A 19957-nucleotide genomic window follows, 5' to 3' on the forward strand; every position below is an offset into this window, starting at 1 on the left:
GAGTACGGCGGCCAGTGGCTGCGCGCCGCCGGCGAGGAGCCTCGGCTGCTGCGCCGCCACCGGGACTGGTACCTGGGCGTCGCCACCTGGGGCGACCTCGGTGGTTCGGCCCCGGGGTCTCGTCCCGACTCCTCCCCCGCGATCCGCGTCCGAAACCGGATGGAACCTGGCGTTTTGTCCGGTTCATCGGGATGGGACGTTCGAATCGAACGGGTCGGCGGCCGGACTCGCCGCGCCCTCGGCGGGTAGCGTCTCCCTGACGGCCGCGGCAGGACCCGCGGCGTACCGCCGGGCACGGCGGATTCGGCAGGGGAGTGGTGGTAGCGAGGATGGCGCGGGGCGGAAAGGCCTTCAAGGCCGTGGCCAAGGGCATGGCCGTGGTGGCGAGCGCGGCCGCCGTGATCGAACGGCGCCGGCGTGCCGCGATGGCGGCCGACCCGCACGAGCCGGCCCTGCCGGCGCCGGCCGACGGGCAGGGGCCCGCGCTGGTGGGCGGGCACGTCCCGGCGCTCGCCGAGGCACCCGGCCCGGTGCCGGTCCCGCGGTCCGACCCGGCCCCGGCGGCCGGGACGGCCCCGCCGTCCGCCGCGGCGGCTCCGGCCGCGCCGCCCGCGCCGGCCGCGCACGCCGGGCTCGGGCGGGAGTACCACCCCGGCCGCCCGGCCACCCCCGCCGAGGCGGTGCCGTGGGGGCTGCGGGTGGCCGCCGAGTCGACCTGGCGGCTGCTGCTGCTCGGTGCCGCGCTCTACGTCGTCTTCTACGTGGTCGACATGCTGCGGCTGGTCGCCTTCTCGGTGCTGGCCTCGCTGCTGATCACCGCGCTGCTGGAGCCCTCGGTCTCCTGGCTGCGCCGCCGCGGGGTGCCGCGTTCGCTGGCCGCCGGCGGGGTGTTCACCAGCGGCCTGGCCGGAATCGGGCTGGTCGGCTGGTTCGTGGTCTGGCAGGTGTCGACCAACCTCTCGGACGTCACCACCCAGGTGAAGACCGGCGTCAACCAGCTCCGGGACTGGATGGTCACCGGGCCGCTGCACCTGACCCAGCAGCAGATCACCGACTTCGCCAACCAGATCACCAAGGCCATCACGACCAACACCGATCAGCTCACCTCGGCCTCGATCACCGGCGCGCAGATCGCCGTCGAGGTGCTGACCGCGCTGCTGATGACCTTCTTCACCACCTTCTTCTTCCTCTACGACGGCGCGAAGATCTGGAACTGGGCACTGCGCGGCCTGCCCCGGCACTCCCGCTTCGCGATGGCGGGGGCCGGCCCGAAGGCCTGGGCGACGCTCACCGCGTACGTGCGGGGCACCGTCTGCGTGGCCTTCATCGACGCGCTCTGCATCGGCATCGGCGTCGACCTGCTGGGCGTGCCGCTGGCCCTGCCGCTGGCCGTGATCATCTTCCTGGGTGCCTTCGTCCCGCTGGTCGGAGCCCTGGTCACCGGGACCGTCGCGGTGCTGATCGCGCTGGTCACCCAGGGGCCGTGGACGGCGCTGATGGTGCTGGTGGTGCTGGTGGTGGTGATGCAGGTGGAGAGCCACATCCTGCAGCCGCTGATCCTCGGCCGGGCCGTCCGGGTCCACCCGCTCGGCGTGGTGCTCGGGGTCGCGGCCGGCGGCATCATCGGCGGCATCGGTGGCGCGGTGGTCGCCGTCCCGCTGATCGCCGTCACCAACACCGTGGTCACCCACCTGCGCCGCCGCAACGAGGCCGGCCAGGCCGTCTTCACCGCGCTCGAAGCCGCCCGTGAGGCCGCCGAACGGACGGCCGAACGCACCGTCGAGGGGACGGCCGACCGCACCGCCGCCCCGCAGGCCGCACCCGTCGCCGACTGATCCCCCCCCGGCCGGCCACCCCGCCACCGGCCGCCCCACCGGTCGGGGTGCCGCTCGGAGGGAGAACGACGACGGGCCCCGCACGGACACGAAGTCCGTACGGGGCCCGTCGGGGCACCGGGGTGCGTCAGGCGTCGGCGAGGGCGGCCTCGGAGTCGAGGACGCCGGCCACGGCCTGGAGGACGGCGGCGATCTTCATCGAGGCCTGGACGACCTCGCGCTCGACGCCGGCCTTGCGCAGCACGGCCTCGTGCGAGTCGAGGCACTGGCCGCAGCCGTTGATGGCCGAGACCGCGAAGCACCAGAGCTCGAAGTCGACCTTCTCGACGCCCGGGGTGCCGATGATGTTCATCCGCAGACCGGCCCGCATCGTGCTGTACTCCTTGTCGGAGAGCAGGTGCAGCGTCCGGTAGTAGACGTTGTTCATCCCCATGATCGCGGCCGCGCCCTTGGCGGCGGTGTACGCCTCCGGGGAGAGGTTGGCCTTGGCCTCGGGCTCCAGCTCGCGCAGCAGACCGGGGCTGCGGGTGGCCATCGCGCAGGACAGCACGGTGCCCCAGAGCTGCTGGGCGGGGAGGTCGGAGTTGCCGATGACCGAGCCCAGGTTGAGCTTGAGGTCCTTGGCGTAGTCCGGGAGGGCGGCCTTCAGGTCGTCGAGAGCCATGGGTCAGCCCGCCAGCAGGGCCTGGGCGTCGAGGGTGTCCTCGCCCTTGCTCCAGTTGCACGGGCACAGCTCGTCGGTCTGCAGGGCGTCCAGCACCCGCAGGACCTCCTTGGGGTTACGGCCGACGGAGCCGGCGGTGACCATGACGAACTGGATCTCGTTGTTCGGGTCGACGATGAAGACGGCGCGCTGGGCGGTGCCGTCCGCGTTCTCGACGCCGCAGTCGCGCATCAGGTCGTGCTTGATGTCGGCCAGCATCGGGAAGGGCAGGTCGCGCAGGTCCTTGTGGTCCTTGCGCCAGGCGTGGTGCACGAACTCGGAGTCGCCGGAGACGCCGAGGATCTGGGCGTCGCGGTCGGCGAACTCGTCGTTCAGCTTGCCGAACGCGGCGATCTCGGTCGGGCAGACGAAGGTGAAGTCCATCGGCCAGAAGAAGACGACCTTCCACTTGCCCTCGTAGGACTTGTGGTTGATGTCGGCGAAGGCGCTCGCGGCGTCCAGGTCGACACAGGCCTTGAGGTCGAACTCGGGGAACTTGTCACCGATCGTGAGCACGTTCGCTTCTCCTGAAGTGAGATGAGGGGAGCTTTGTCCGGAATCCGGACACCACTCACGATTCCACATCGTGGACTGATCAGGGAAATAGCTACACTGGATGTGTCTGATCGGAGATTGTTATCAGTACCGAATCCCCCACGTCGCGGCCGGGTCCCCGCCGGAACGGCGGCACCAGGACGGAGCCGACTGTGGCGAGCGCCACAGTGCGCGGCCCGCGCACCCCGACCGTCGCCCAGCTGCGGGCCTTCGTCGCGGTGGCCGAGCACCGGCACTTCCGGGAGGCCGCCGCCGCCACCGGGACCAGCCAGCCCGCGCTGTCCGGGGCGGTCGCGGCGCTGGAGGAGTCGCTCGGGGCGCAACTGGTCGAGCGTACGACGCGCAAGGTGATCGTCACCCCACTGGGGGAGCGGGTGCACCGGCACGCCCGCACCGTGCTCGCCTCGCTGCAGGCCCTCACCGAGGAGGTGGAGGCCGCCCGCCGCCCGTTCACCGGGCCGCTGCACCTCGGTGTCATCCCGACCGTCGCGCCCTACCTGCTGCCCACCGTGCTGCGGCTGGTCCGCGACCGCTTCCCGGACCTGGAGCTGCACGTCCACGAGGAGCGCACCCCCTCGCTGCTGGAGGGCCTGGCCGCCGGGCGGCTGGACGTCCTGCTGCTCGCGCTGCCGGCCGGCGGGGCCTCGCCGACCAGGGACATCCCGCTGTTCGACGAGGACTTCGTCCTGCTCACCCCGCCCGGCCACCCGCTCGCCGGGCGGATCGACGTGCCGCGCGACGTGCTGCTCGACCTGGACGTGCTGCTGCTGGAGGAGGGGCACTGCCTGCGCGACCAGGCGCTGGACATCTGCCGCGAGGTCGGCGCCGACCCGACGGGCTCGACCACCCGCGCGGCCGGCCTGTCCACCCTGGTCCAGCTGGTCGCCGGCGGGCTCGGGGTGACCCTGCTGCCCGCCACCGCGCTGGACGTCGAGGCCGGCCGCACCGACCGGCTGGCCGCCGTCCGCTTCGCCGCCCCGGCCCCCGGCCGCCGGATCGGGCTGGCCGTCCGGCCGGGCTCGGCCCGCAGCGCCGAGTACGAGCGCTTCGCGGCCGCGCTGCGCGAGGTGCTGGCCGAGCTGCCGGTCCGGATCGTGTCCTAGAGGCCGGGATCCGGGGCCTGGGGCCGCCGGGCCCCTAGCTCTCCGCCGGGGTGCCCAGGCAGAGCCCGACCGTGGTGGCGACCAGCAGTTCCAGGGCCTCCAGGGTGTCCTGGTCGGGCCGGTCGCCGCCCTGGCGCAGGGTGAGGTGGCGGGCCGTCAGGCCGTCGAAGCCGCTGAGGAAGTGGACGGCGATCCGGCGGGCGGGCAGCGCCAGGGTCAGGCCGTGGGCGGCCGCGAGGGCGCTGAGCATCTCGCCGGCGGTGCCCTCGATGTCGTGCTGGAGCCCGAGCATGATCTCCTGCATGTCCGGGTCCCGCATGGCCAGCGCCCCGAACTCGCTCAGCAGCACGCAGCGCCCGTGCTCGCCGGTGGCGGCCTCCCAGAGCGCGTGCACCAGGGTGCGGACCTGCTCGCCGAACGCGCCGTCGCCGGGGGAGGCGGCCCGCACCTCGCCGACGAAGTCGGACTTCAGCTGCTCCACGACGGCCCGGTAGAGGTCCTTCTTGGTGCCGAAGGTGTAGTGCACCGTCGCCTGTGCCACGCCCAGCTCGGCCGCGATCGCACGGGTGCTGCCGGCCGCGATTCCCTCCCGGGTCATCAGGTCGATCGCGGCCTGGATCAGTTGCGGTCGGCGTTCGGAGGCGGGGACATGAGCCATCCAGTCAGGGTAGCGCCATGGGCGGGCAACTGCGTCGACCAATCTTGTCGATCAACTTTGTCACTCGACAAAGTTCGGTCTACGGTAGGACCCGACCTGCCCTGACCGACCCGAGGGACCGCCGATGGCCACGTACCTGTACCGATTGGGCCGATTCTGCTTCCGGCGACGACGGGCCGTCGTCGCAGCCTGGATCGCCCTGCTCATCGCCGTCGGCGGGGCCGCGGGCGCGTTCGCCGGCAAGACCACCGACGAGTTCAAGGTCCCGGGCACCGAGGCGCAGGCCACCCTGGACCGGATCAAGGACACCTTCCCGGAGCAGGGCCACGGTTCGGCGCAGGTCGTCTTCGCCGCCGGCGCGCCCGGCGGCATCACGGCGCCCGAGGTGGGCAAGGCGGTCGGCGAGGCCGTCGCCCGGATCGCCGGGGTGCCGGGCGTGGCCGCGGTGCCCGACCCGTACGCCACCGGCGCGCTCTCGCCGGACGGGAAGGTCGCGATCGCGCTGGTCTCCTTCGACCACAAGCTCGCCGACGTCACGGACCGGCAGCGCGAGGCCGTCAAGGCCGCCGCCGAGCCGGCCCGCGCGGCCGGGCTGGACGTGGCCTTCGGCGGCGACGCCTACAACACGATGGCCCAGATCGAGGGCGGCAGCGAGGCGATCGGCCTGGTGGTGGCCGGAGTGGTCCTGGTGGTCACCCTCGGCACGCTGGTCGCCGCCGGGCTGCCGCTGCTGACCGCGCTGGTCGGCGTCGCGGTGACGATGGCCGCCCTGCTGGCGCTCACCGGCTCATTCGAGATCATCACCACCGCGCCGGTGCTCGCCCTGATGGTCGGCCTCGCGGTCGGCATCGACTACGCGCTGTTCATCCTGTTCCGGCACCGCCGGCACCTGGACGAGGGCCTGGAACCGGAGGAGGCCGCCGCCCGGGCCACCGCGACCGCCGGCAGCGCCGTCGTCTTCGCCGGCCTGACCGTGGTGGTCGCGCTCGCCGGACTCGCCGTCGCGGGCGTCCCCTTCCTGACCGTGATGGGCCTGGCCGCCTCCGGGGCCGTCGTGGTGGCCGTCCTGGTCGCGATCACGCTGCTGCCCGCCGTCCTGGGCTTCACCGGCCGGGCCATCGACCGGCTGCCGATCTGGAAGCGGGCCCTGACCGCCAACGGCCGCACCACCATGGGCGAGCGCTGGGGCCGCTTCGTGGTCCGCCGCCCGCTGCCCGTGCTGCTGGTCGGACTGGCCGGGCTGGGCGCCCTGGCGGTGCCCGCCGCGAGCCTGAACCTCGGCCTGCCGGGCGGCGGTTCACAGGCCGCCGGGACGGACGCGCGCAAGGCGTACGACCTGGTGAGCGAGAGCTTCGGGCCGGGCTTCAACGCCCCGCTGGTGGTCGTGGTGGACGCCCACGGCGCACCGCAGCCGGAGCAGGCGGTGCGGGGCGTGGCCGCGAAGCTCCAGACCCTCGACGGCGTCGGGACGCTGCTGCCGCCGGCCGTCGATCCGGCGAGCGGCACCGCGCTGGTGACGGTCATCCCGCGGACCGGCCCCGACCACGAGGACACCAAGGCGCTGGTCAACGAGATCCGCGGCCAGAAGGCGGAGCTCAGGTCGGCGACCGGGGCGGACATCGCCGTCACCGGCACCACGGCCGCCAACATCGACGTCTCCACCAAGCTCGGCCAGGCGCTGCCGCCGTTCCTCGCGGTGATCGTCGGGATCGCGGTGGTGCTGCTGGCCCTGGCGTTCCGCTCGGTGCTCGTCCCGCTCAAGGCGGTGGCCGGCTTCCTGCTCAGCGTCACCGCCTCGCTCGGCGCGGTCGTCGCGGTCTACCAGTGGGGCTGGCTGGACGGGCTGATCGACGTGCCGAAGGTCGGCCCGGTGGTGAGCTTCGTGCCGATCCTGCTGATCGGCGTGCTGTTCGGACTGGCGATGGACTACGAGCTCTTCCTGGTCTCCGGGATGAAGGAGCAGTACGTCCACGGGGCGGCGCCGCGCGAGGCCGTGGTGGCCGGTGTGCGGAACGGGGCCCGGGTGGTCACCGCGGCCGCGCTGATCATGGTGGCGGTGTTCGGCTCGTTCGTCTTCGGCCACGACCCGATCGTCCAGCCGATCGGCTTCGCCCTCGCGGTGGGCGTGCTGGTGGACGCCTTCGTGGTGCGGATGGCGCTGGTGCCGGCCGCGATGGCGCTGTTCGGCAGGGCGGCCTGGTGGTTCCCGAAGCGGCTGGAGAAGGTCGTGCCGCGGGTGGACATGGAGGGCGAGCAGCTGATCGCCCGGCTCGCGGAGCAGACCGAGCGGACCGAGCAGGCGGCGCCGTAGCCCCCGCGGGAGCCGGCCCGGGGCTGACGGCCGTACGGCCGGTACCGCGCGCCCGGTGGGACCCGTTCCCGCCGGGCGCGTCCGCGTCCCCGCGTCCGCGTCCCCGCGTTCACGCCCGTACGTTCACGTCCGCGCGTTCACATCCCGGCGGGCAGCCGCTGCTCGAACCAGACCACCTTGCCGGTGCCCAGCCTGGTCGCGCCCCAGCGGTCCGCGCACCGGGCCACTATCTGCAGCCCGCGCCCCCGTTCGTCCTCCGGCCCGGTGCGGCGCGGGCGCGGCAGCAGCGGGCTGTCGTCGCCGACCTCGCAGCGCAGCCGGGTGGTGCGCACCAGGCTCAGGGTGACCGGCCGGGTCGCGTGCTGGACGGCGTTGGTCACCAGCTCGCTGACCATCAGCTCGGTCGCCTCGCTGAGATCGTCCAGCCCCCAGCGGCGCAGTGTGTGCGCGGCCAGCCGGCGGGCCCGGCCGGGGGTCTCGTTGCGCGGCTGGAGGTACCAGTGCGCGACGTCCCCGGCCGGGATGCCGTCGAAGCAGGCGCCGAGCAGCGCGATGTCGTCGCCGCGGTCGCCGGGCGGCAGGATGCGCAGCGCCTCCTGGCAGAGCTGTTCCGGGGACTGCCAGCGGGCGGCGGCGATCCGGGCGCGCAGCAGCTCCAGGCCGTCGCTGATCGGGCGGGTGCGGGTCTCCACCAGGCCGTCGGTGAACAGCAGCAGCGCGGAGCCGGGCGGCGCGGGCAGTTCGACGGAGTTGAAGTCGACCCCGCCGACGCCGATCGGCGCCCCGGAGTCCAGTTCGACCAGCTCCGCGGTGCCGTCCGGGCGGACCAGCACCGGTGGGACGTGCCCGGCGTTGGCCATCACCACCCGGTTGGCGATCGGGTCGTAGACCGCGTAGACGCAGGTGGCCAGGTGCTGTTCGCGCCCGAGCCGCTGGGCCTGCTCGTCCAGATGGTAGAGCACCTCGTGGGGCGGCAGGTCGAGGGCGGCGAGGGTCTGGGCGCTGGTGCGCAGCTGGCCCATGATGGCGGCCGAGGTGAGGGAGTGGCCCATCACGTCGCCGACGATCAGGGCGACCCGGTTGCCGGGCAGCGGGACGGCGTCGTACCAGTCCCCGCCGACCTGCGCGCCGCGCTCACCGGGCAGGTAGCGCTGGGCGATCCGGACGCCGTGCGACTGCGGCAGGCGCAGCGGCAGCATGCTGCGCTGGAGCTCGTTGGCGATCTCCCACTCGCGGGCGTAGCGCAGCGCGGTGTCCACGGCCAGCCCGGCCTGGGTGGCGAGGTGCGCCGCAGTCGCGGTGTCCGCGGCGTCGAAGACCGGACGGCCGGTGCGTTCGGGAGGGCGGCGGATCAGTATCAGCAGCCCGAGCACGGCCTTGCGGCCGCGCAGCGGCAGGGCGAGGACGGAGGTGCCGGCGGCCAGCCGGGCCACCCCGCGGGTGCCGTACAGCTCGCGCAGCAGGGTCTCGGCGCGTTCGGCGGAGGGGGTGCCGAGGACGGCGGGGTCGGCGGGGCGGCGGCTCAGCAGGGCGTGGGCGAGCGCTCCGCCGCGGGTCACCGGGGTGGCCGGTCCGCCGTCGGCGGTCGAGCGGGCGCCGTAGCGGGAGCGGCGCCGGTCGTCCAGGCCGCTCGGGCGGCCGCGGCGGCCGATCCGGGTGCCGGTGCTGTGGTGTATCCGCAGCTCCTCGGGGAAGCCGGGTTCGCGTTCGACGTTGGGCAGCGGGTCGCGCAGGTGGACGACGGCGGCGTCGGCGAGCGTCGGGACCAGCACCCGGCCGATGTTGCGCAGCGTCGCGGCGAGGTCGAGGGCGCTGTTGATCCGCCGGGTCGCCGAGTCGAGGTAGGCCAGGCGGTCCGCCATCTCGGTGCGCTCGGGCCGCGCGCCCGTCCGTCGCGCCGGGGCGGCCGCGGGTGGTGCCGGGGCCGCGGGCGGCGCCGTCGGGGCCGAGGTCGGGGCCGGTGCGGCGGCCGGGACCTGGCGGCGCTGACCCGGGACGGCGGGCGGCTGCTCCGCCTCGGTCTTGAGCTGGTCGCGCACGGCTGCCTGTCCTGGATTCGGTGTGGTCGGTGAGCTGTTCTGTTGCGCCGGCCGCGGGTGCGGCAGGTCCTGTCCTGGTGCGGTCAGCCGACGCGTCGACAGCACAGGAACAGCTGTTCCTCCGGCGGCAGCGAGGTACTGGCCGGTGCGTACGGATGCCCCGAGCACTCCTCGACGGCGAAGCCCGCCGAGACCAGAACCCGCTCCAGATCCTCCCTCAGATACCCACTGATCCGCAGCTCTCTGCCAAGGAACGGAAGCGGAACGTGATCCAGGTCCGCCTCGACCATACCGAGCGCCAGCAGTCCGCCCGGACGCAGGAGTTCGCGCAGCTGCCCCAGGACGGTCGGGATCTCGTCCTGCGGCAGCAGGATCAGTGAGAAGAACGCGGTGATCGCGGCGAAGCCGCCCCGGCCGTCCGGCCCCAGCCCGGGGGCGTTCCAGACCCGGTCGGCACGCTCGGTGGCCAGATCGTACAGGTCGATCCGATGGAACACCGGCGCGAACACACCTGGGAAGGCGGTCCGCCGGGCCAGTGCGAGCATCCCGTCGGAGAGGTCCACGCCGGTCACCCGCAGGCCGGCCGTGGCCAGCTGGCGGACGGTCGGGTCGCCGGTGCCGCAGCCCACGTCCAGCACCCGCGCGCCGGGTTCGAGCTCGGCGAGCAGCCGCCGGCCGCAGGCCAGCTGTCCGTCCTTGGCCGGGAAGGCCTCGCCGTACCCGGTGCCGATGGTGTCGAAGGCGACCGCCTGCAGTGCCCGGGCCGCCCGCCGCCGCCGGACCTCGGGTTCGTCGTCGCCGGCGTCCTCGCCGACGGGGAACGGGTCGGATATCTGTCCGGTCGTCACGTTGCGAGGCACCCTTCCACCCGTGGCCTCCGGTGGCTCCTCCGCGGCCTGGCGGGCCGCTGCCGGTGGCGGTACATCACGCTCTCCGCACCACACGGACGGACTGCACCCCGATGCGGTCCCGGCAGACACTCGTGTGCGTACTGGCATCTGAGAATATGCGTGATCACTGTGTCGTGGGGTCCGTTTCCGGCCAACTCGCCGTGCTTGGGCCGTTGTGGCCCGGGTTGCGGAAGCACGAGGGTGCGGGCGGGGTTGTGCGCGAGGCACCGCGCGCCGGAGGATGCGCCAGCACCAGGTCGATGACCTGCGGTTTCTCCGATCCGCAGGCTGACTATCGGACGTTTATCGAACGTCAATCGGTCCGGTGCAGAGTGGAGTCCAGCGCCGGGGAAGCGTTGAGGACGCTCCCGCAGCCGGGGGGCTGCGGGAGCGTCAGCGCGCGGAACGGGGGGAGGCCACCCGTGGGGGAGCGGAGGCCTTACGGCGCGGGGGGAGGGAAGGGCTCGGTGTGCTGCTGGGAGATGAGGTCCGCCACGGGGGAGGCCTCTGGCACACCGAGCCGCGTGAAGATCGCATGGGCCTCCTGGAGGCAGGCGAGTCCACGAGCCGGCTGGGCGAGTGCCAACAGGGCCTCGCCGAGCGCGGCGTTCGCCAGGCCCTGGCAGTAGGCGGAGTCCAGTTCCTGCCCGATCGCCAGCGACTCGCCGGCGGCCGAAGCCGCCTCGGCGTGCTGGTCGGCGACCAGCAGGGCGGAGGCCAGCCGGGCCAGGGTGTAGCCCTCCCAGAGCGGGTTCTGCTGCGACTGGTAGAGACGGTGCGCCTCCCGCAGGTGCGGGACGGCCTCGCTGCCGGAGAGCACCACGCCCAGCTGGTAGAGGGTCTGGGCGAGCAGCGGGCCGTTCTTGGACTCGCGCGCGGCGGCGACGCCCTCGCCGGCCGAGCGGATCGCCGTCTCGGTCATGCCCAGCCGGTGCTGCACCCGGGCGATGTTGCCGATCAGCCTGGCCTCGCCGATCGACGTCCCGATGCGCCGGTTGATGGCGAGGGCCTGCTCCAGGAACGGCAGGGCCTCGGCCGGCCGGTTGCCGACGCTCAGGATCACGCCCAGGGTGTTGGACGTGGCCAGCAGGACGACGGACGGCTCGTCCGGCGTCTGGTGGTCGAGGCCGCGGCGCAGCGAGTGCTCGGCGCCCTGGAAGTCGCTGGTGACGGACTGGAGGGTGCCGAGGGCGAAGTACGTCCGGGCGAGCAGGGCTGCGTCGCCGCGGCCCTCGGCGTTCCGGGCGACGGTCTCCAGGACCCGGCAGCCCCGGGGGCCGCGGGTCGGGTCCGGGTCGATGCTGAACAGCAGGTTCAGCAGGTCGACCACGGCGCGCTGCAGGGCGCCGGGGCCGTCCGCGCCGGCCTCGACGGCACTGAGCAGCAGGGCGTTCTCGGTCCGGAGCCAGTCCTGCGCCGCACCGCTGGTCGGCAGCCCGATCCCGGGGGAGGAGGGCACGGTCAGGAGTTCCGGCTGTGCCTCGTCCGGCTCGATGGCCTCGGCCGCGTTGCGCACGGTCGGGATCAGGAGGTCGAGCAGCCGTCGGACCGCCTGCTCCTGCACCTCGGCGTCGCCGATGCGTTCGTTCTGCCGCTGGGCGTAGAGGCGCAGCAGGTCGTGGTACCGGTAGCGGCCCGGCGTGAAGCACTCCAGCATGTTCGCCTCGACCAGCGCCTCGACGAGGTCCTCGGCGGTGTACTCGTCCACCCCGAGCAGGGCGGCGGCCGCCGCCAGCGGGATGTCGGGGGAGTCGATCAGGGCGAGCAGCCGAAAGGCGCGGGCCTCGTCCACGGACAGCTGTCCGTAGCCGAGGCCGATGGTGGTCTCCACGGCGAGGTTGCCGAGCTGGAGTTCGTCCAGCCGCCGGCGCTGGTCGGCTAACCGACGGGCCAGGTCGGAGACGCTCCAGCGCGGACGGCTGGCCAGTCGGGCGGCGGCGATGCGGACGGCCAGCGGCAGGAAGCCGCAGGCGGTGACCACGGCCATGGCCGCCTCCGGCTCGGCGGCGACCCGCTGCTCCCCGACGATGGCCGAGAACAGTGCCAAGGCCTCCTGCGGGGTCAGTTCCTCGACGTCGAACAGCTGGGCGCCGGGGATGCCGGCGAGCCGGGAGCGACTGGTGGCGAGTACCGCGCAGCCGGAGACGCCAGGGATCAGCGGCCGGATCTGATCGGCGTCCCGCGCGTTGTCCAGCAGGATGAGCATCCGGCGGTTGGCGAGCAGCGAGCGGTAGAGCGCCGCGCGCTGCTCCAGCGATTCGGGGTTCTCGGCGACGCCGAGCGCGTGCAGGAAGTCGCCGAGGACGACGACCGGGTCGGCCGGCGAGACGCCCGCGCCCCGCAGGTCCACGTACAGCTGTCCGTCCGGGAACTCGGCCCGGACCCGGTGGGCGACGTGGACCGCGAGGGTGGTCTTGCCGACGCCGCCGATGCCGGCCAGCGAGGTGACCACCACGGCCTGGCCGGTGGCGTTCATCAGGACCGTCGAGAGGTCGCCCACCAGCTCGGTGCGGCCGCTGAAGTCCGAGACGTCGGCCGGGAGTTGGGCGGGAGCGGGAGGAGTGGCCGGGCCGTCCTCGCGGACCGGTCCGCCGGTCGCGGCGGGCAGGGTCAGGGTCGGGTCCGCCGCCAGGATGCGGGAGTGCATGGCGGACAGGCCGGCGCCCGGCTCGACCCCGAGTTCGTCGATGAGCAGCTTGCGGGTGTCGGTGTAGACGCCGAGCGCCTCCGCCTGGCGACCGCACCGGTAGAGCGCCAGCATCAGCAGTTCGCGCAGCCGCTCCCGCAGCGGGTGCTCGGCGGTGAGCGAGTTGAGTTCGCCGACGATCTCGGCGTGCAGACCGATGTCCAGGGCGGCGGCGCACAGGTCCTCGGAGGCCGCGGCCTGGCGTTCGGCCAGCCGCAGCCGCTGGGCCTCGGCGTACGGCCCGGGGATGCCGGTGAGCGGGCGGCCGCTGAACAGGGCCAGCGCCTCGGCCAGCAGCCGGTGGGCCTCGCGCCGGTCGCCGGCCGTCCGGGCGGCGGCGGCCTCGGCGGAGAGCCGCTCGAAGTCCGTGAGGTCGAGGGAGCCGCCGGGGATCCGCAGGGCGTAGCCGTCGGCGACCGAGACCAGCAGTTCGGCGGGCGCGCGGACCTCGCGGCGCGGCTCGATGACGGAGCGCAGCCGGGAGACGTAGGTCCGCAGGGCGGCGACCGCCTGGGCCGGGGGGCGCTCGCCCCACAGGGCGTCGACCAGGTCCTGGGTGGCGACCGGGCGGCCGGAGTGCAGCAGGAGGGCGCTCAGGACGGCCTGTTGCTGGGGGGAGCCGAGGGAGACGGGCTTCCCGTCGAGCCAGGCCTGCACCGGACCGAGGACTTGGAAGCGCAGCGAGGGCGGCGTCTCCTGAAACTCCATGAAGTCCCCCGATGGCCTGTGGTGTCGATTTCGTGAAAGGGCGCTCGGCGGTCCGCCGTGGTGGCTCAGCTTAGGCGGACGGCCGACTCTGCCGGACGACCCCGTAAGCCGCACGATGTTTATCGGACATTTAATCAACCCTACGATACTGTCCCCGCGCCCGCGCCAAGCCGGTCGGGCTGACGACATTTGATGACCGAAAGGCGGCCGCCAATGGCCAACGACCAGAGCGAGACCCCGGTGCCGTCGACGCCCGAGAACCAGGCGAAGACCCCGGCTCCGGACGTCGCTGTGGAGGCCGGCCAGGCTGTCGAGGGCGCCGTCGCCGCGGCCTCGAACCCGACCGAGTACACCGAGCCGAGTGCCGACCAGAAGAACGCGATCGAGAACGACCTCTTCGGCGACGAGGCCGACCACGTGCTGGAGCCGGCCGAGCCGGCCACCGGCGAGCCGGGCAAGAGGTACGAGCCCGAGAACGTGATCGCCGGCCACCCGTAAGCGGCCCCCACCCGGTGCCCCCGTCGCCCCCGTCCGGGCGCGGGGGCGCCGGCGGTTATGGGCACGCCAATTCCCCGTCGGTGTCAACCGGGTGGCCGAAACGTGCCCATGGTGCACTCATGGTGACCGGCGATATCCGTAACGTGCCCGACGGCGGGCGCGCGGTGTTCCGGAATTCCGGATTCACCCCGGGGTATTGCGGTGGTCGAAATGTTGCAGTTTGCCTGCGTTTTGCTGAAATTGGCGAGGAAGATCGTATTCGGCTGAATCGTCGGCCCTGGGGGCGGGTGCGACGTGGTGCGGTTCGGCGGCCCATTCCCGGCCGCCGCCCTCGGGGCGCAGGTAGTGCTCGCCGCCGATGGTGTCCATGTAGATGCCGGTGCGTCCGGTCCTCCGGTCGAGGACGAGTTCACCCACGTGGGGCCGGTAGGCCGGGGCTTTGCGCTGTCGGGTGCTCACCGTGCTGCTCCTCGCTCTGGTCGGCGACTGGCCAGCATCTCTAGAGAAGCTAATATCTCTAGAGATGTCAACGGTCGTATCTCCTTACCGGCGACCGCGGGCGCGCCTACGATTTCTCCGAGGCAGAGGGAGCAGCGATGACCGGCGGCAATGGCGACAAGCAGCCCAAGTACCAGCGGATCGCCGAGGCGCTGAAGGCGGCCATCGACACCGGCCGGTACCGCGCGGGCGACCGGCTGCCCGGCGAGAACGACCTCATGGACGAGTACGGCGTGGCCCGGATGACCGCCCGCCAGGCGCTCGGCGTGCTGCGGAGCGAGGGCATCGCCGAGGCGCGCCGCGGCGCCGGGGTGTTCGTCCGGGACTTCCGGCCGCTGCGCCGGCGCGGCATCCAGCGGCTGGCGCAGGGTCAGTGGGGGTCCGGCCGGTCGATATGGTCGGCGGACATCGACAACCGCAGCCTGGTCGTCGACCAGGTGTCCGTCACCGAGCGGAGCGCGCCCGAGCACGTGGCCCGGGTGCTCGGGGTCGACCCGGACTCCCCGATGTGCGTGCGGCACCGCCGCTTCGTCCTGGACGGCAAGCCGGTGCTGCTCTCGACCTCCTACCTGCCGGCCGTGCTGGTCGCGGGCACCGCCATCACCCGTGAGGACACCGGCCCCGGCGGCACCTACGCCCGGCTCGCCGAGATCGGCGCCAAGCCCGTGCACTTCCGCGAGGAGGTCCGCTCCCGGATGCCCAGCGGGGAGGAGTCCGCCCGCCTGGAGCTGTCCGCGGGCACCCCGGTCATCCTGATCTGCCGCACCGCCTTCGCCGACGAGGGCCAGGTCGTCGAGCTCAACGAGATGATCCTGGACGCCGCCTCCTACGTCCTGGAGTACGACTTCGACGCCTGAGCCGCGCGCGGGGACACCACCGCCCCGGCCGCAGGGGCGACCGGGGCGGTGCGGGGCCGGTGGCGGCTACTCCTTGGAGCGGACGCGCAGGTTGGTGATCAGCGGGCCCTCGGTGGTCTCGCGGAAGAAGTCGTTGCCCTTGTCGTCGACGACGATGAAGGCCGGGAAGTCCTCGACCTCGATGCGCCAGACCGCCTCCATGCCGAGCTCGGCGTACTCCAGCACCTCGACCTTCTTGATGCAGTCCTGGGCGAGACGGGCGGCCGGGCCGCCGATCGAGCCGAGGTAGAAGCCGCCGTGCGCGGCGCAGGCGTCGGTGACCTGCTTGCTGCGGTTGCCCTTGGCGAGCATGACCATCGAGCCGCCGGCCGCCTGGAACTGGTCGACGTAGGAGTCCATCCGGCCGGCCGTGGTCGGGCCGAAGGAGCCGGAGGCGTAGCCCTCGGGGGTCTTGGCCGGGCCCGCGTAGTAGACCGGGTGGTCCTGGAGGTACTTGGGCATGCCCTCGCCGGCGTCCAGGCGCTCCTTGATCTTGGCGTGGGCGATGTCGCGGGCCACCACCAGGGTGCCGGTGAGCGAGAGCCGGGTCTTCACCGGGTACTTGGACAGCTCGGCGCGGATCGCGGACATCGGCTGGTCGAGGTCGACGCGCACCACGTCGTCGTCGAGGTGCTCGTCCGTGGTGTCCGGCAGGTACTTCGCCGGGTCGGTCTCCAGCTGCTCCAGGAACACGCCCTCGGCGGTGATCTTGCCGAGCGCCTGGCGGTCGGCGGAGCAGGAGACCGCCATCGCGACCGGCAGCGAGGCGCCGTGCCGCGGCAGGCGCACCACGCGCACGTCGTGGCAGAAGTACTTGCCGCCGAACTGGGCGCCGATGCCGATCTTCTGGGTCAGCTCGGTGACCTTGGCCTCCAGCTCCAGGTCGCGGAAGCCGTGGCCGGTCCTGGCGTCGCCCGAGGTCGGCAGGTTGTCCAGGTAGTGCGCCGAGGCGTACTTGGCGGTCTTCAGCGCGAACTCGGCGCTGGTGCCGCCGATCACGATGGCCAGGTGGTACGGCGGGCAGGCCGCGGTGCCCAGCGAGCGGATCTTCTGCTCCAGGAACGAGAGCATGCTCGCCTCGTTCAGGATGGCCTTGGTCTCCTGGTACAGGTACGACTTGTTGGCGGAGCCGCCGCCCTTGGCCATGAACAGGAACTTGTACGCGTCACCGTCGGTGGCGTACAGCTCGATCTGGGCCGGCAGGTTGTTGCCGGTGTTCTTCTCGTCCCACATGGTCACCGGGGCCATCTGGGAGTACCGCAGGTTGAGCTTGGTGTACGCGTCGAACACGCCGCGCGCGATGGCGGACTCGTCGCCGCCCTCGGTCAGCACGTTCTGGCCGCGCTTGCCCATGACGATCGCGGTGCCGGTGTCCTGGCACATCGGGAGGATGCCGCCGGCCGAGATGTTGACGTTCTTCAGCAGGTCGAGCGCGACGAAGCGGTCGTTGGGGCTGGCCTCCGGGTCGTCCAGGATGCGGCGCAGCTGGGCGAGGTGGGCCGGGCGCAGGTAGTGCGAGATGTCGTGCATCGCCTCGGCCGTGAGCAGCCGCAGCGCCTCGGGCTCGACCTGGAGGAAGGTACGACCGCCGGCCTCGAAGGTGGAGACACCCTCGGAGGTGAGCTTGCGGTAGGGGGTCGGGTCAGCGCCCAGGGGGAGCAGGTCGCTGTACTCGAAGTCTGGCGTGGGAGCCATGGGGGCGGTCCTTAGCTGTCCAGTTGGTCCGGCTGCGTCGGCGAAGCACCATCCAGGGTAGGACCAGGCGGAAGTCGGCATGCGGACAGGGCAGCCTTGCGTGACCGGGCTCACTCGCGCAGGAGTGCGACCCACTAGGCTGACCCCGTGGACAACTCGCCGTCGCACGACGACTCGGGGCAGCCGCCGGTGCCGGCGCCCGTACCGCTGACCAAGCCCGAACCCCAACCCGAACTCAGGCCCGACACCAGGCCGGAGGCCGCGCCGCGGCCGCACGCACCGGTCGCGGAGGCGGAGCTGCGCGTCTCCGACGCCGACCGCGAGAAGGTCGCGGAGCTGCTGCGGGACGCCTACGCCGAGGGCCGCCTGGACGCGGACGAGCACGCGGACCGGATCGAGGCCGCCTACGCCGCGAAGACCTTCGGCGACCTCGTGCCGCTGACCCGCGACCTGCCGGCCCGCCCGCTGTCCTTCGAGAAGCAGCCGCTGGACGCCCCGCGGCCGGCGCGGCCGCAGCCGCCCGCGCGCCAGGAGTCGCCGACGGTGGTGGCGATCTTCGGCGGCGCGTCCCGCAAGGGCCGCTGGCGGGTCGGCTCGCACCTGAGCGCCTTCGCCGCGTTCGGCGGGGTGGAGATCGACCTGACCGACGCCGTGTTCGAGTCCCCCGAGGTGGAGATCACCGTCACGGCGATCTTCGGCGGGATCGAGGTGCGCGTGCCGGAGAACGTCACCCTGCAGGGCTCCGGTGTCGGCATCTTCGGCGGCTTCGACGTTCGGGAGCAGACCGCCGCGGACCCGTACGCTCCGGTTGTGCGGATCAAGGGCCTTGCCCTGTTCGGTGGTTGCGAGGCCAAGCCGCGCCGGGGCAAGAAGCTGAAGGAATGGGTGCGCCGCCAACTCGGCACCGACTGACCACCATTGACCTGCGCAGTGCCCGACCGGGAATCAACTCCCGGTCGGGCACTCGGCGTTGCGGCCAGTGCGCTGCGTAGTCGATTGCGTGCAGTGTGCATGAATCGGGGCCGGCCGGGGTAGTTCCTTCCGCACATCGCTTCTTGGACGGCTGCGCACCGGAGGCGGCCGAGCGGCCGTGCCGGGGGTTGGACAGCGGGGGCTCGCAGCCGACGGGGAGCGAGGGGTCCCCCGTGTCCGAGAGCCTCGTCAGGAGTACGGCCGTGCTGCATCCGATCGAGTCCCGCACCACCTCGCCAGTCGCCGCGCAGGTCCTGGAACGCCGCCCCGGCGCCCGGCCGCAGCCGCAGCCCCCGGGCGGCCCGGCGGGGTCCCCCGCGGGCGAGGACAACCCCTGGCACACCGGTGCCGCGTGTCGGCGGGACGAGGTGGGGCTGTTCTTCGCGCCCTCCAAGGAGCCGACGGCGGCCCGGCTGTCGCGCGAGGAGCAGGCCAAGCAGGTATGCGCCCGCTGCCCGGTGCTGCTGGAGTGCCGCGAGCACGCGCTGGCCCAGCCGGAGCCGTACGGGGTCTGGGGCGGGCTGACGGCCGCCGAGCGGCGGGTGGTGCTGACCCGGCGTCGCCGCCGGGAGGCCGAGCTGCGCGAGGCGGCCCGGGTGACGGCGGTCCCGCGGCGCCGGATGGCCGGGTGACGGCGGGCCCGAGAACGGGCGGACGGTACGCCGAGGCCCCGGCGGAGGGGGATTCCGCCGGGGCCGTCGAGCGTGCCCGGGTGGGGCTCAGTTGGCGCGGTCGAAGTCGATCGCGCTGTACGCCCGCAGCTTCGAGAGCTTGTGGGTGGAGTTGATCTCGCGGATGGTGCCGCTCTTGGAGCGCATCACCAGCGAGCTGGTGGTGGCGGTCTCGGAGCGGTAGTGCACGCCGCGCAGCAGCTCGCCGTCGGTGATGCCGGTGGCGACGAAGAACACGTTCTCGCCGCTGACCAGGTCGTCGGTGGTGAGCACCCGGTCCAGGTCGTGGCCGGCGTCCAGGGCCTTCTGCCGCTCGGCGTCGTCCTTGGGCCACAGCCGGCCCTGGATCACGCCGCCCATGCACTTCATCGCGCAGGCCGCGATGATGCCCTCCGGGGTGCCGCCGATGCCCATCAGCAGGTCGACGCCGGTGCCCTCGCGGGCGGCCATGATGGCGCCGGCCACGTCGCCGTCCGAGATGAACTTGATCCGGGCGCCCGCCTCGCGGATCTCCCGGACCAGGCCGTCGTGGCGGGGGCGGTCGAGCACGACGACGGTGACGTCCTCGACGGCGCTGCCCTTGGCCTTGGCGACCCGGCGGATGTTGACCGCCGCCGGGGCGGTGATGTCGACGAACTCGGCCGCCTCGGGGCCGGCCACCAGCTTGTCCATGTAGAACACGGCGCTGGGGTCGAACATGGTGCCGCGGTCGGCGACGGCCAGCACGGCCACCGCGTTGTTCATGCCCTTGGCGGTCAGCGTGGTGCCGTCCACCGGGTCGACCGCGACGTCGCACTCGGCGCCGGTGCCGTCGCCGACCCGCTCGCCGTTGTAGAGCATCGGGGCTTCGTCCTTCTCGCCCTCGCCGATGACGACGACGCCGTTCATCGACACGGTCGAGACGAGGGTGCGCATCGCCTTCACGGCTGCGCCGTCCGCGCCGTTCTTGTCGCCACGTCCGACCCAACGGCCGGCGGCCATCGCGGCGGCCTCGGTGACCCGGACGAGCTCGAGCGCGAGGTTCCGGTCCGGAGCCTCGGGCGCGACCTCCAGGGCACTGGGAAGGTGGTGCGGGTACTGCGCGGTCATCGTCGTTACCTCTCTGTACGCGACGGCCAGTGAGCGCCCGACTACTGCCTGGTCGAACGCCGTGGTGAGGGTATTGCGATCGTATCTGCCCACGAGATGACTGTCTGTGGCGCGGGTCGCTGCTCTGTGCTGGAAACGGCCGGTTCGTCC

General features: G+C 73.0%; 16 protein-coding genes. 7 read left to right on the forward strand and 9 right to left on the reverse strand.

Features of this window, described 5'->3' with window-relative positions; all coding sequences use genetic code 11:
- The first annotated feature begins 329 nt into the window (after positions 1-329).
- Positions 330-1835: an AI-2E family transporter gene (locus ACWD4P_RS01110; protein ID WP_449778158.1), complete on the forward strand. Its 1506-nt coding sequence runs from the start codon at positions 330-332 to the stop codon at positions 1833-1835.
- A 127-nt stretch (positions 1836-1962) separates the two neighbouring features.
- Here the strand turns inward: ACWD4P_RS01110 and ACWD4P_RS01115 are convergent, their stop codons facing one another.
- Both ACWD4P_RS01115 and ACWD4P_RS01120 read right to left on the reverse strand, forming a co-directional pair.
- On the reverse strand, positions 1963-2499 hold the full coding sequence (locus tag ACWD4P_RS01115; RefSeq protein WP_359824174.1) for an alkyl hydroperoxide reductase: 537 nt from the start codon (positions 2497-2499) through the stop codon (positions 1963-1965).
- A 3-nt stretch (positions 2500-2502) separates the two neighbouring features.
- On the reverse strand, positions 2503-3054 hold the full coding sequence (locus ACWD4P_RS01120; RefSeq protein WP_359824171.1) for a peroxiredoxin: 552 nt from the start codon (positions 3052-3054) through the stop codon (positions 2503-2505).
- Between the two features lie 191 nt (positions 3055-3245).
- Here ACWD4P_RS01120 and ACWD4P_RS01125 point away from each other — a divergent pair, with 191 nt between their 5' ends.
- On the forward strand, positions 3246-4196 hold the full coding sequence (locus ACWD4P_RS01125) for a LysR substrate-binding domain-containing protein (RefSeq protein WP_449778159.1): 951 nt from the start codon (positions 3246-3248) through the stop codon (positions 4194-4196).
- 34 nt (positions 4197-4230) lie between these two features.
- Here the strand turns inward: ACWD4P_RS01125 and ACWD4P_RS01130 are convergent, their stop codons facing one another.
- Positions 4231-4854, reverse strand: a complete 624-nt coding sequence (locus ACWD4P_RS01130) for a TetR/AcrR family transcriptional regulator (protein ID WP_359824166.1) — start codon at positions 4852-4854, stop codon at positions 4231-4233.
- Between the two features lie 124 nt (positions 4855-4978).
- On the opposite strand from ACWD4P_RS01130, the gene ACWD4P_RS01135 reads away from it, so the two are divergent.
- The gene (locus ACWD4P_RS01135) at positions 4979-7165 is read left to right on the forward strand and encodes an MMPL family transporter (protein ID WP_449778160.1); all 2187 of its coding nucleotides are present in this window, start codon (positions 4979-4981) and stop codon (positions 7163-7165) included.
- A 137-nt stretch (positions 7166-7302) separates the two neighbouring features.
- Here ACWD4P_RS01135 and ACWD4P_RS01140 read toward each other — a convergent pair whose 3' ends face one another.
- From ACWD4P_RS01140 to ACWD4P_RS01150, 3 genes are all read right to left on the reverse strand, one after another.
- Complete coding sequence (locus tag ACWD4P_RS01140) at positions 7303-9027, reverse strand: ATP-binding SpoIIE family protein phosphatase (RefSeq protein ID WP_449778246.1); 1725 nt, start codon at positions 9025-9027, stop codon at positions 7303-7305.
- Positions 9028-9287: 260 nt separating this feature from the next.
- The gene (locus ACWD4P_RS01145) at positions 9288-9959 is read right to left on the reverse strand and encodes a class I SAM-dependent methyltransferase (RefSeq protein WP_449778247.1); all 672 of its coding nucleotides are present in this window, start codon (positions 9957-9959) and stop codon (positions 9288-9290) included.
- A 574-nt stretch (positions 9960-10533) separates the two neighbouring features.
- Complete coding sequence (locus tag ACWD4P_RS01150; protein WP_449778161.1) at positions 10534-13488, reverse strand: BTAD domain-containing putative transcriptional regulator; 2955 nt, start codon at positions 13486-13488, stop codon at positions 10534-10536.
- Between the two features lie 213 nt (positions 13489-13701).
- Here ACWD4P_RS01150 and ACWD4P_RS01155 point away from each other — a divergent pair, with 213 nt between their 5' ends.
- On the forward strand, positions 13702-13986 hold the full coding sequence (locus ACWD4P_RS01155; protein ID WP_449778162.1) for a hypothetical protein: 285 nt from the start codon (positions 13702-13704) through the stop codon (positions 13984-13986).
- A gap of 183 nt (positions 13987-14169) precedes the next feature.
- Here ACWD4P_RS01155 and ACWD4P_RS01160 read toward each other — a convergent pair whose 3' ends face one another.
- On the reverse strand, positions 14170-14445 hold the full coding sequence (locus tag ACWD4P_RS01160; protein ID WP_449778163.1) for a hypothetical protein: 276 nt from the start codon (positions 14443-14445) through the stop codon (positions 14170-14172).
- Between the two features lie 137 nt (positions 14446-14582).
- Between ACWD4P_RS01160 and ACWD4P_RS01165 the strand changes: the two genes are divergently transcribed.
- Complete coding sequence (locus ACWD4P_RS01165) at positions 14583-15341, forward strand: GntR family transcriptional regulator (RefSeq protein ID WP_359824149.1); 759 nt, start codon at positions 14583-14585, stop codon at positions 15339-15341.
- Between the two features lie 66 nt (positions 15342-15407).
- Here the strand turns inward: ACWD4P_RS01165 and ACWD4P_RS01170 are convergent, their stop codons facing one another.
- Positions 15408-17075: a fumarate hydratase gene (locus tag ACWD4P_RS01170; protein ID WP_359824146.1), complete on the reverse strand. Its 1668-nt coding sequence runs from the start codon at positions 17073-17075 to the stop codon at positions 15408-15410.
- A 147-nt stretch (positions 17076-17222) separates the two neighbouring features.
- On the opposite strand from ACWD4P_RS01170, the gene ACWD4P_RS01175 reads away from it, so the two are divergent.
- A complete protein-coding gene (locus ACWD4P_RS01175; protein WP_359824143.1) occupies positions 17223-17987 on the forward strand; it encodes a DUF1707 SHOCT-like domain-containing protein in 765 nt (254 codons plus the stop codon).
- A gap of 263 nt (positions 17988-18250) precedes the next feature.
- The gene (locus ACWD4P_RS01180) at positions 18251-18679 is read left to right on the forward strand and encodes a WhiB family transcriptional regulator (protein ID WP_359824140.1); all 429 of its coding nucleotides are present in this window, start codon (positions 18251-18253) and stop codon (positions 18677-18679) included.
- An 87-nt stretch (positions 18680-18766) separates the two neighbouring features.
- Here the strand turns inward: ACWD4P_RS01180 and glpX are convergent, their stop codons facing one another.
- The gene (gene glpX, locus ACWD4P_RS01185) at positions 18767-19807 is read right to left on the reverse strand and encodes a class II fructose-bisphosphatase (RefSeq protein ID WP_359824138.1); all 1041 of its coding nucleotides are present in this window, start codon (positions 19805-19807) and stop codon (positions 18767-18769) included.
- Positions 19808-19957: the final 150 nt, after the last annotated feature.

It is taken from the genome of Kitasatospora sp. NPDC002543 (assembly GCF_053594915.1).

Excerpts from the sequence above, each read along its gene's own strand:
- ACWD4P_RS01130 (WP_359824166.1), bottom strand. The coding sequence starts at position 4,854 with ATGGCTCATGTCCCCGCCTCCGAACGCCGACCGCAACTGATCCAGGCC.
- glpX (WP_359824138.1), bottom strand. The coding sequence starts at position 19,807 with ATGACCGCGCAGTACCCGCACCACCTTCCCAGTGCCCTGGAGGTCGCG.
- ACWD4P_RS01140 (WP_449778246.1), bottom strand. The coding sequence starts at position 9,027 with ATGGCGGACCGCCTGGCCTACCTCGACTCGGCGACCCGGCGGATCAAC.
- ACWD4P_RS01155 (WP_449778162.1), top strand. The coding sequence starts at position 13,702 with ATGGCCAACGACCAGAGCGAGACCCCGGTGCCGTCGACGCCCGAGAAC.
- ACWD4P_RS01170 (WP_359824146.1), bottom strand. The coding sequence starts at position 17,075 with ATGGCTCCCACGCCAGACTTCGAGTACAGCGACCTGCTCCCCCTGGGC.
- ACWD4P_RS01165 (WP_359824149.1), top strand. The coding sequence starts at position 14,583 with ATGACCGGCGGCAATGGCGACAAGCAGCCCAAGTACCAGCGGATCGCC.
- ACWD4P_RS01150 (WP_449778161.1), bottom strand. The coding sequence starts at position 13,488 with ATGGAGTTTCAGGAGACGCCGCCCTCGCTGCGCTTCCAAGTCCTCGGT.
- ACWD4P_RS01115 (WP_359824174.1), bottom strand. The coding sequence starts at position 2,499 with ATGGCTCTCGACGACCTGAAGGCCGCCCTCCCGGACTACGCCAAGGAC.
- ACWD4P_RS01135 (WP_449778160.1), top strand. The coding sequence starts at position 4,979 with ATGGCCACGTACCTGTACCGATTGGGCCGATTCTGCTTCCGGCGACGA.
- ACWD4P_RS01110 (WP_449778158.1), top strand. The coding sequence starts at position 330 with ATGGCGCGGGGCGGAAAGGCCTTCAAGGCCGTGGCCAAGGGCATGGCC.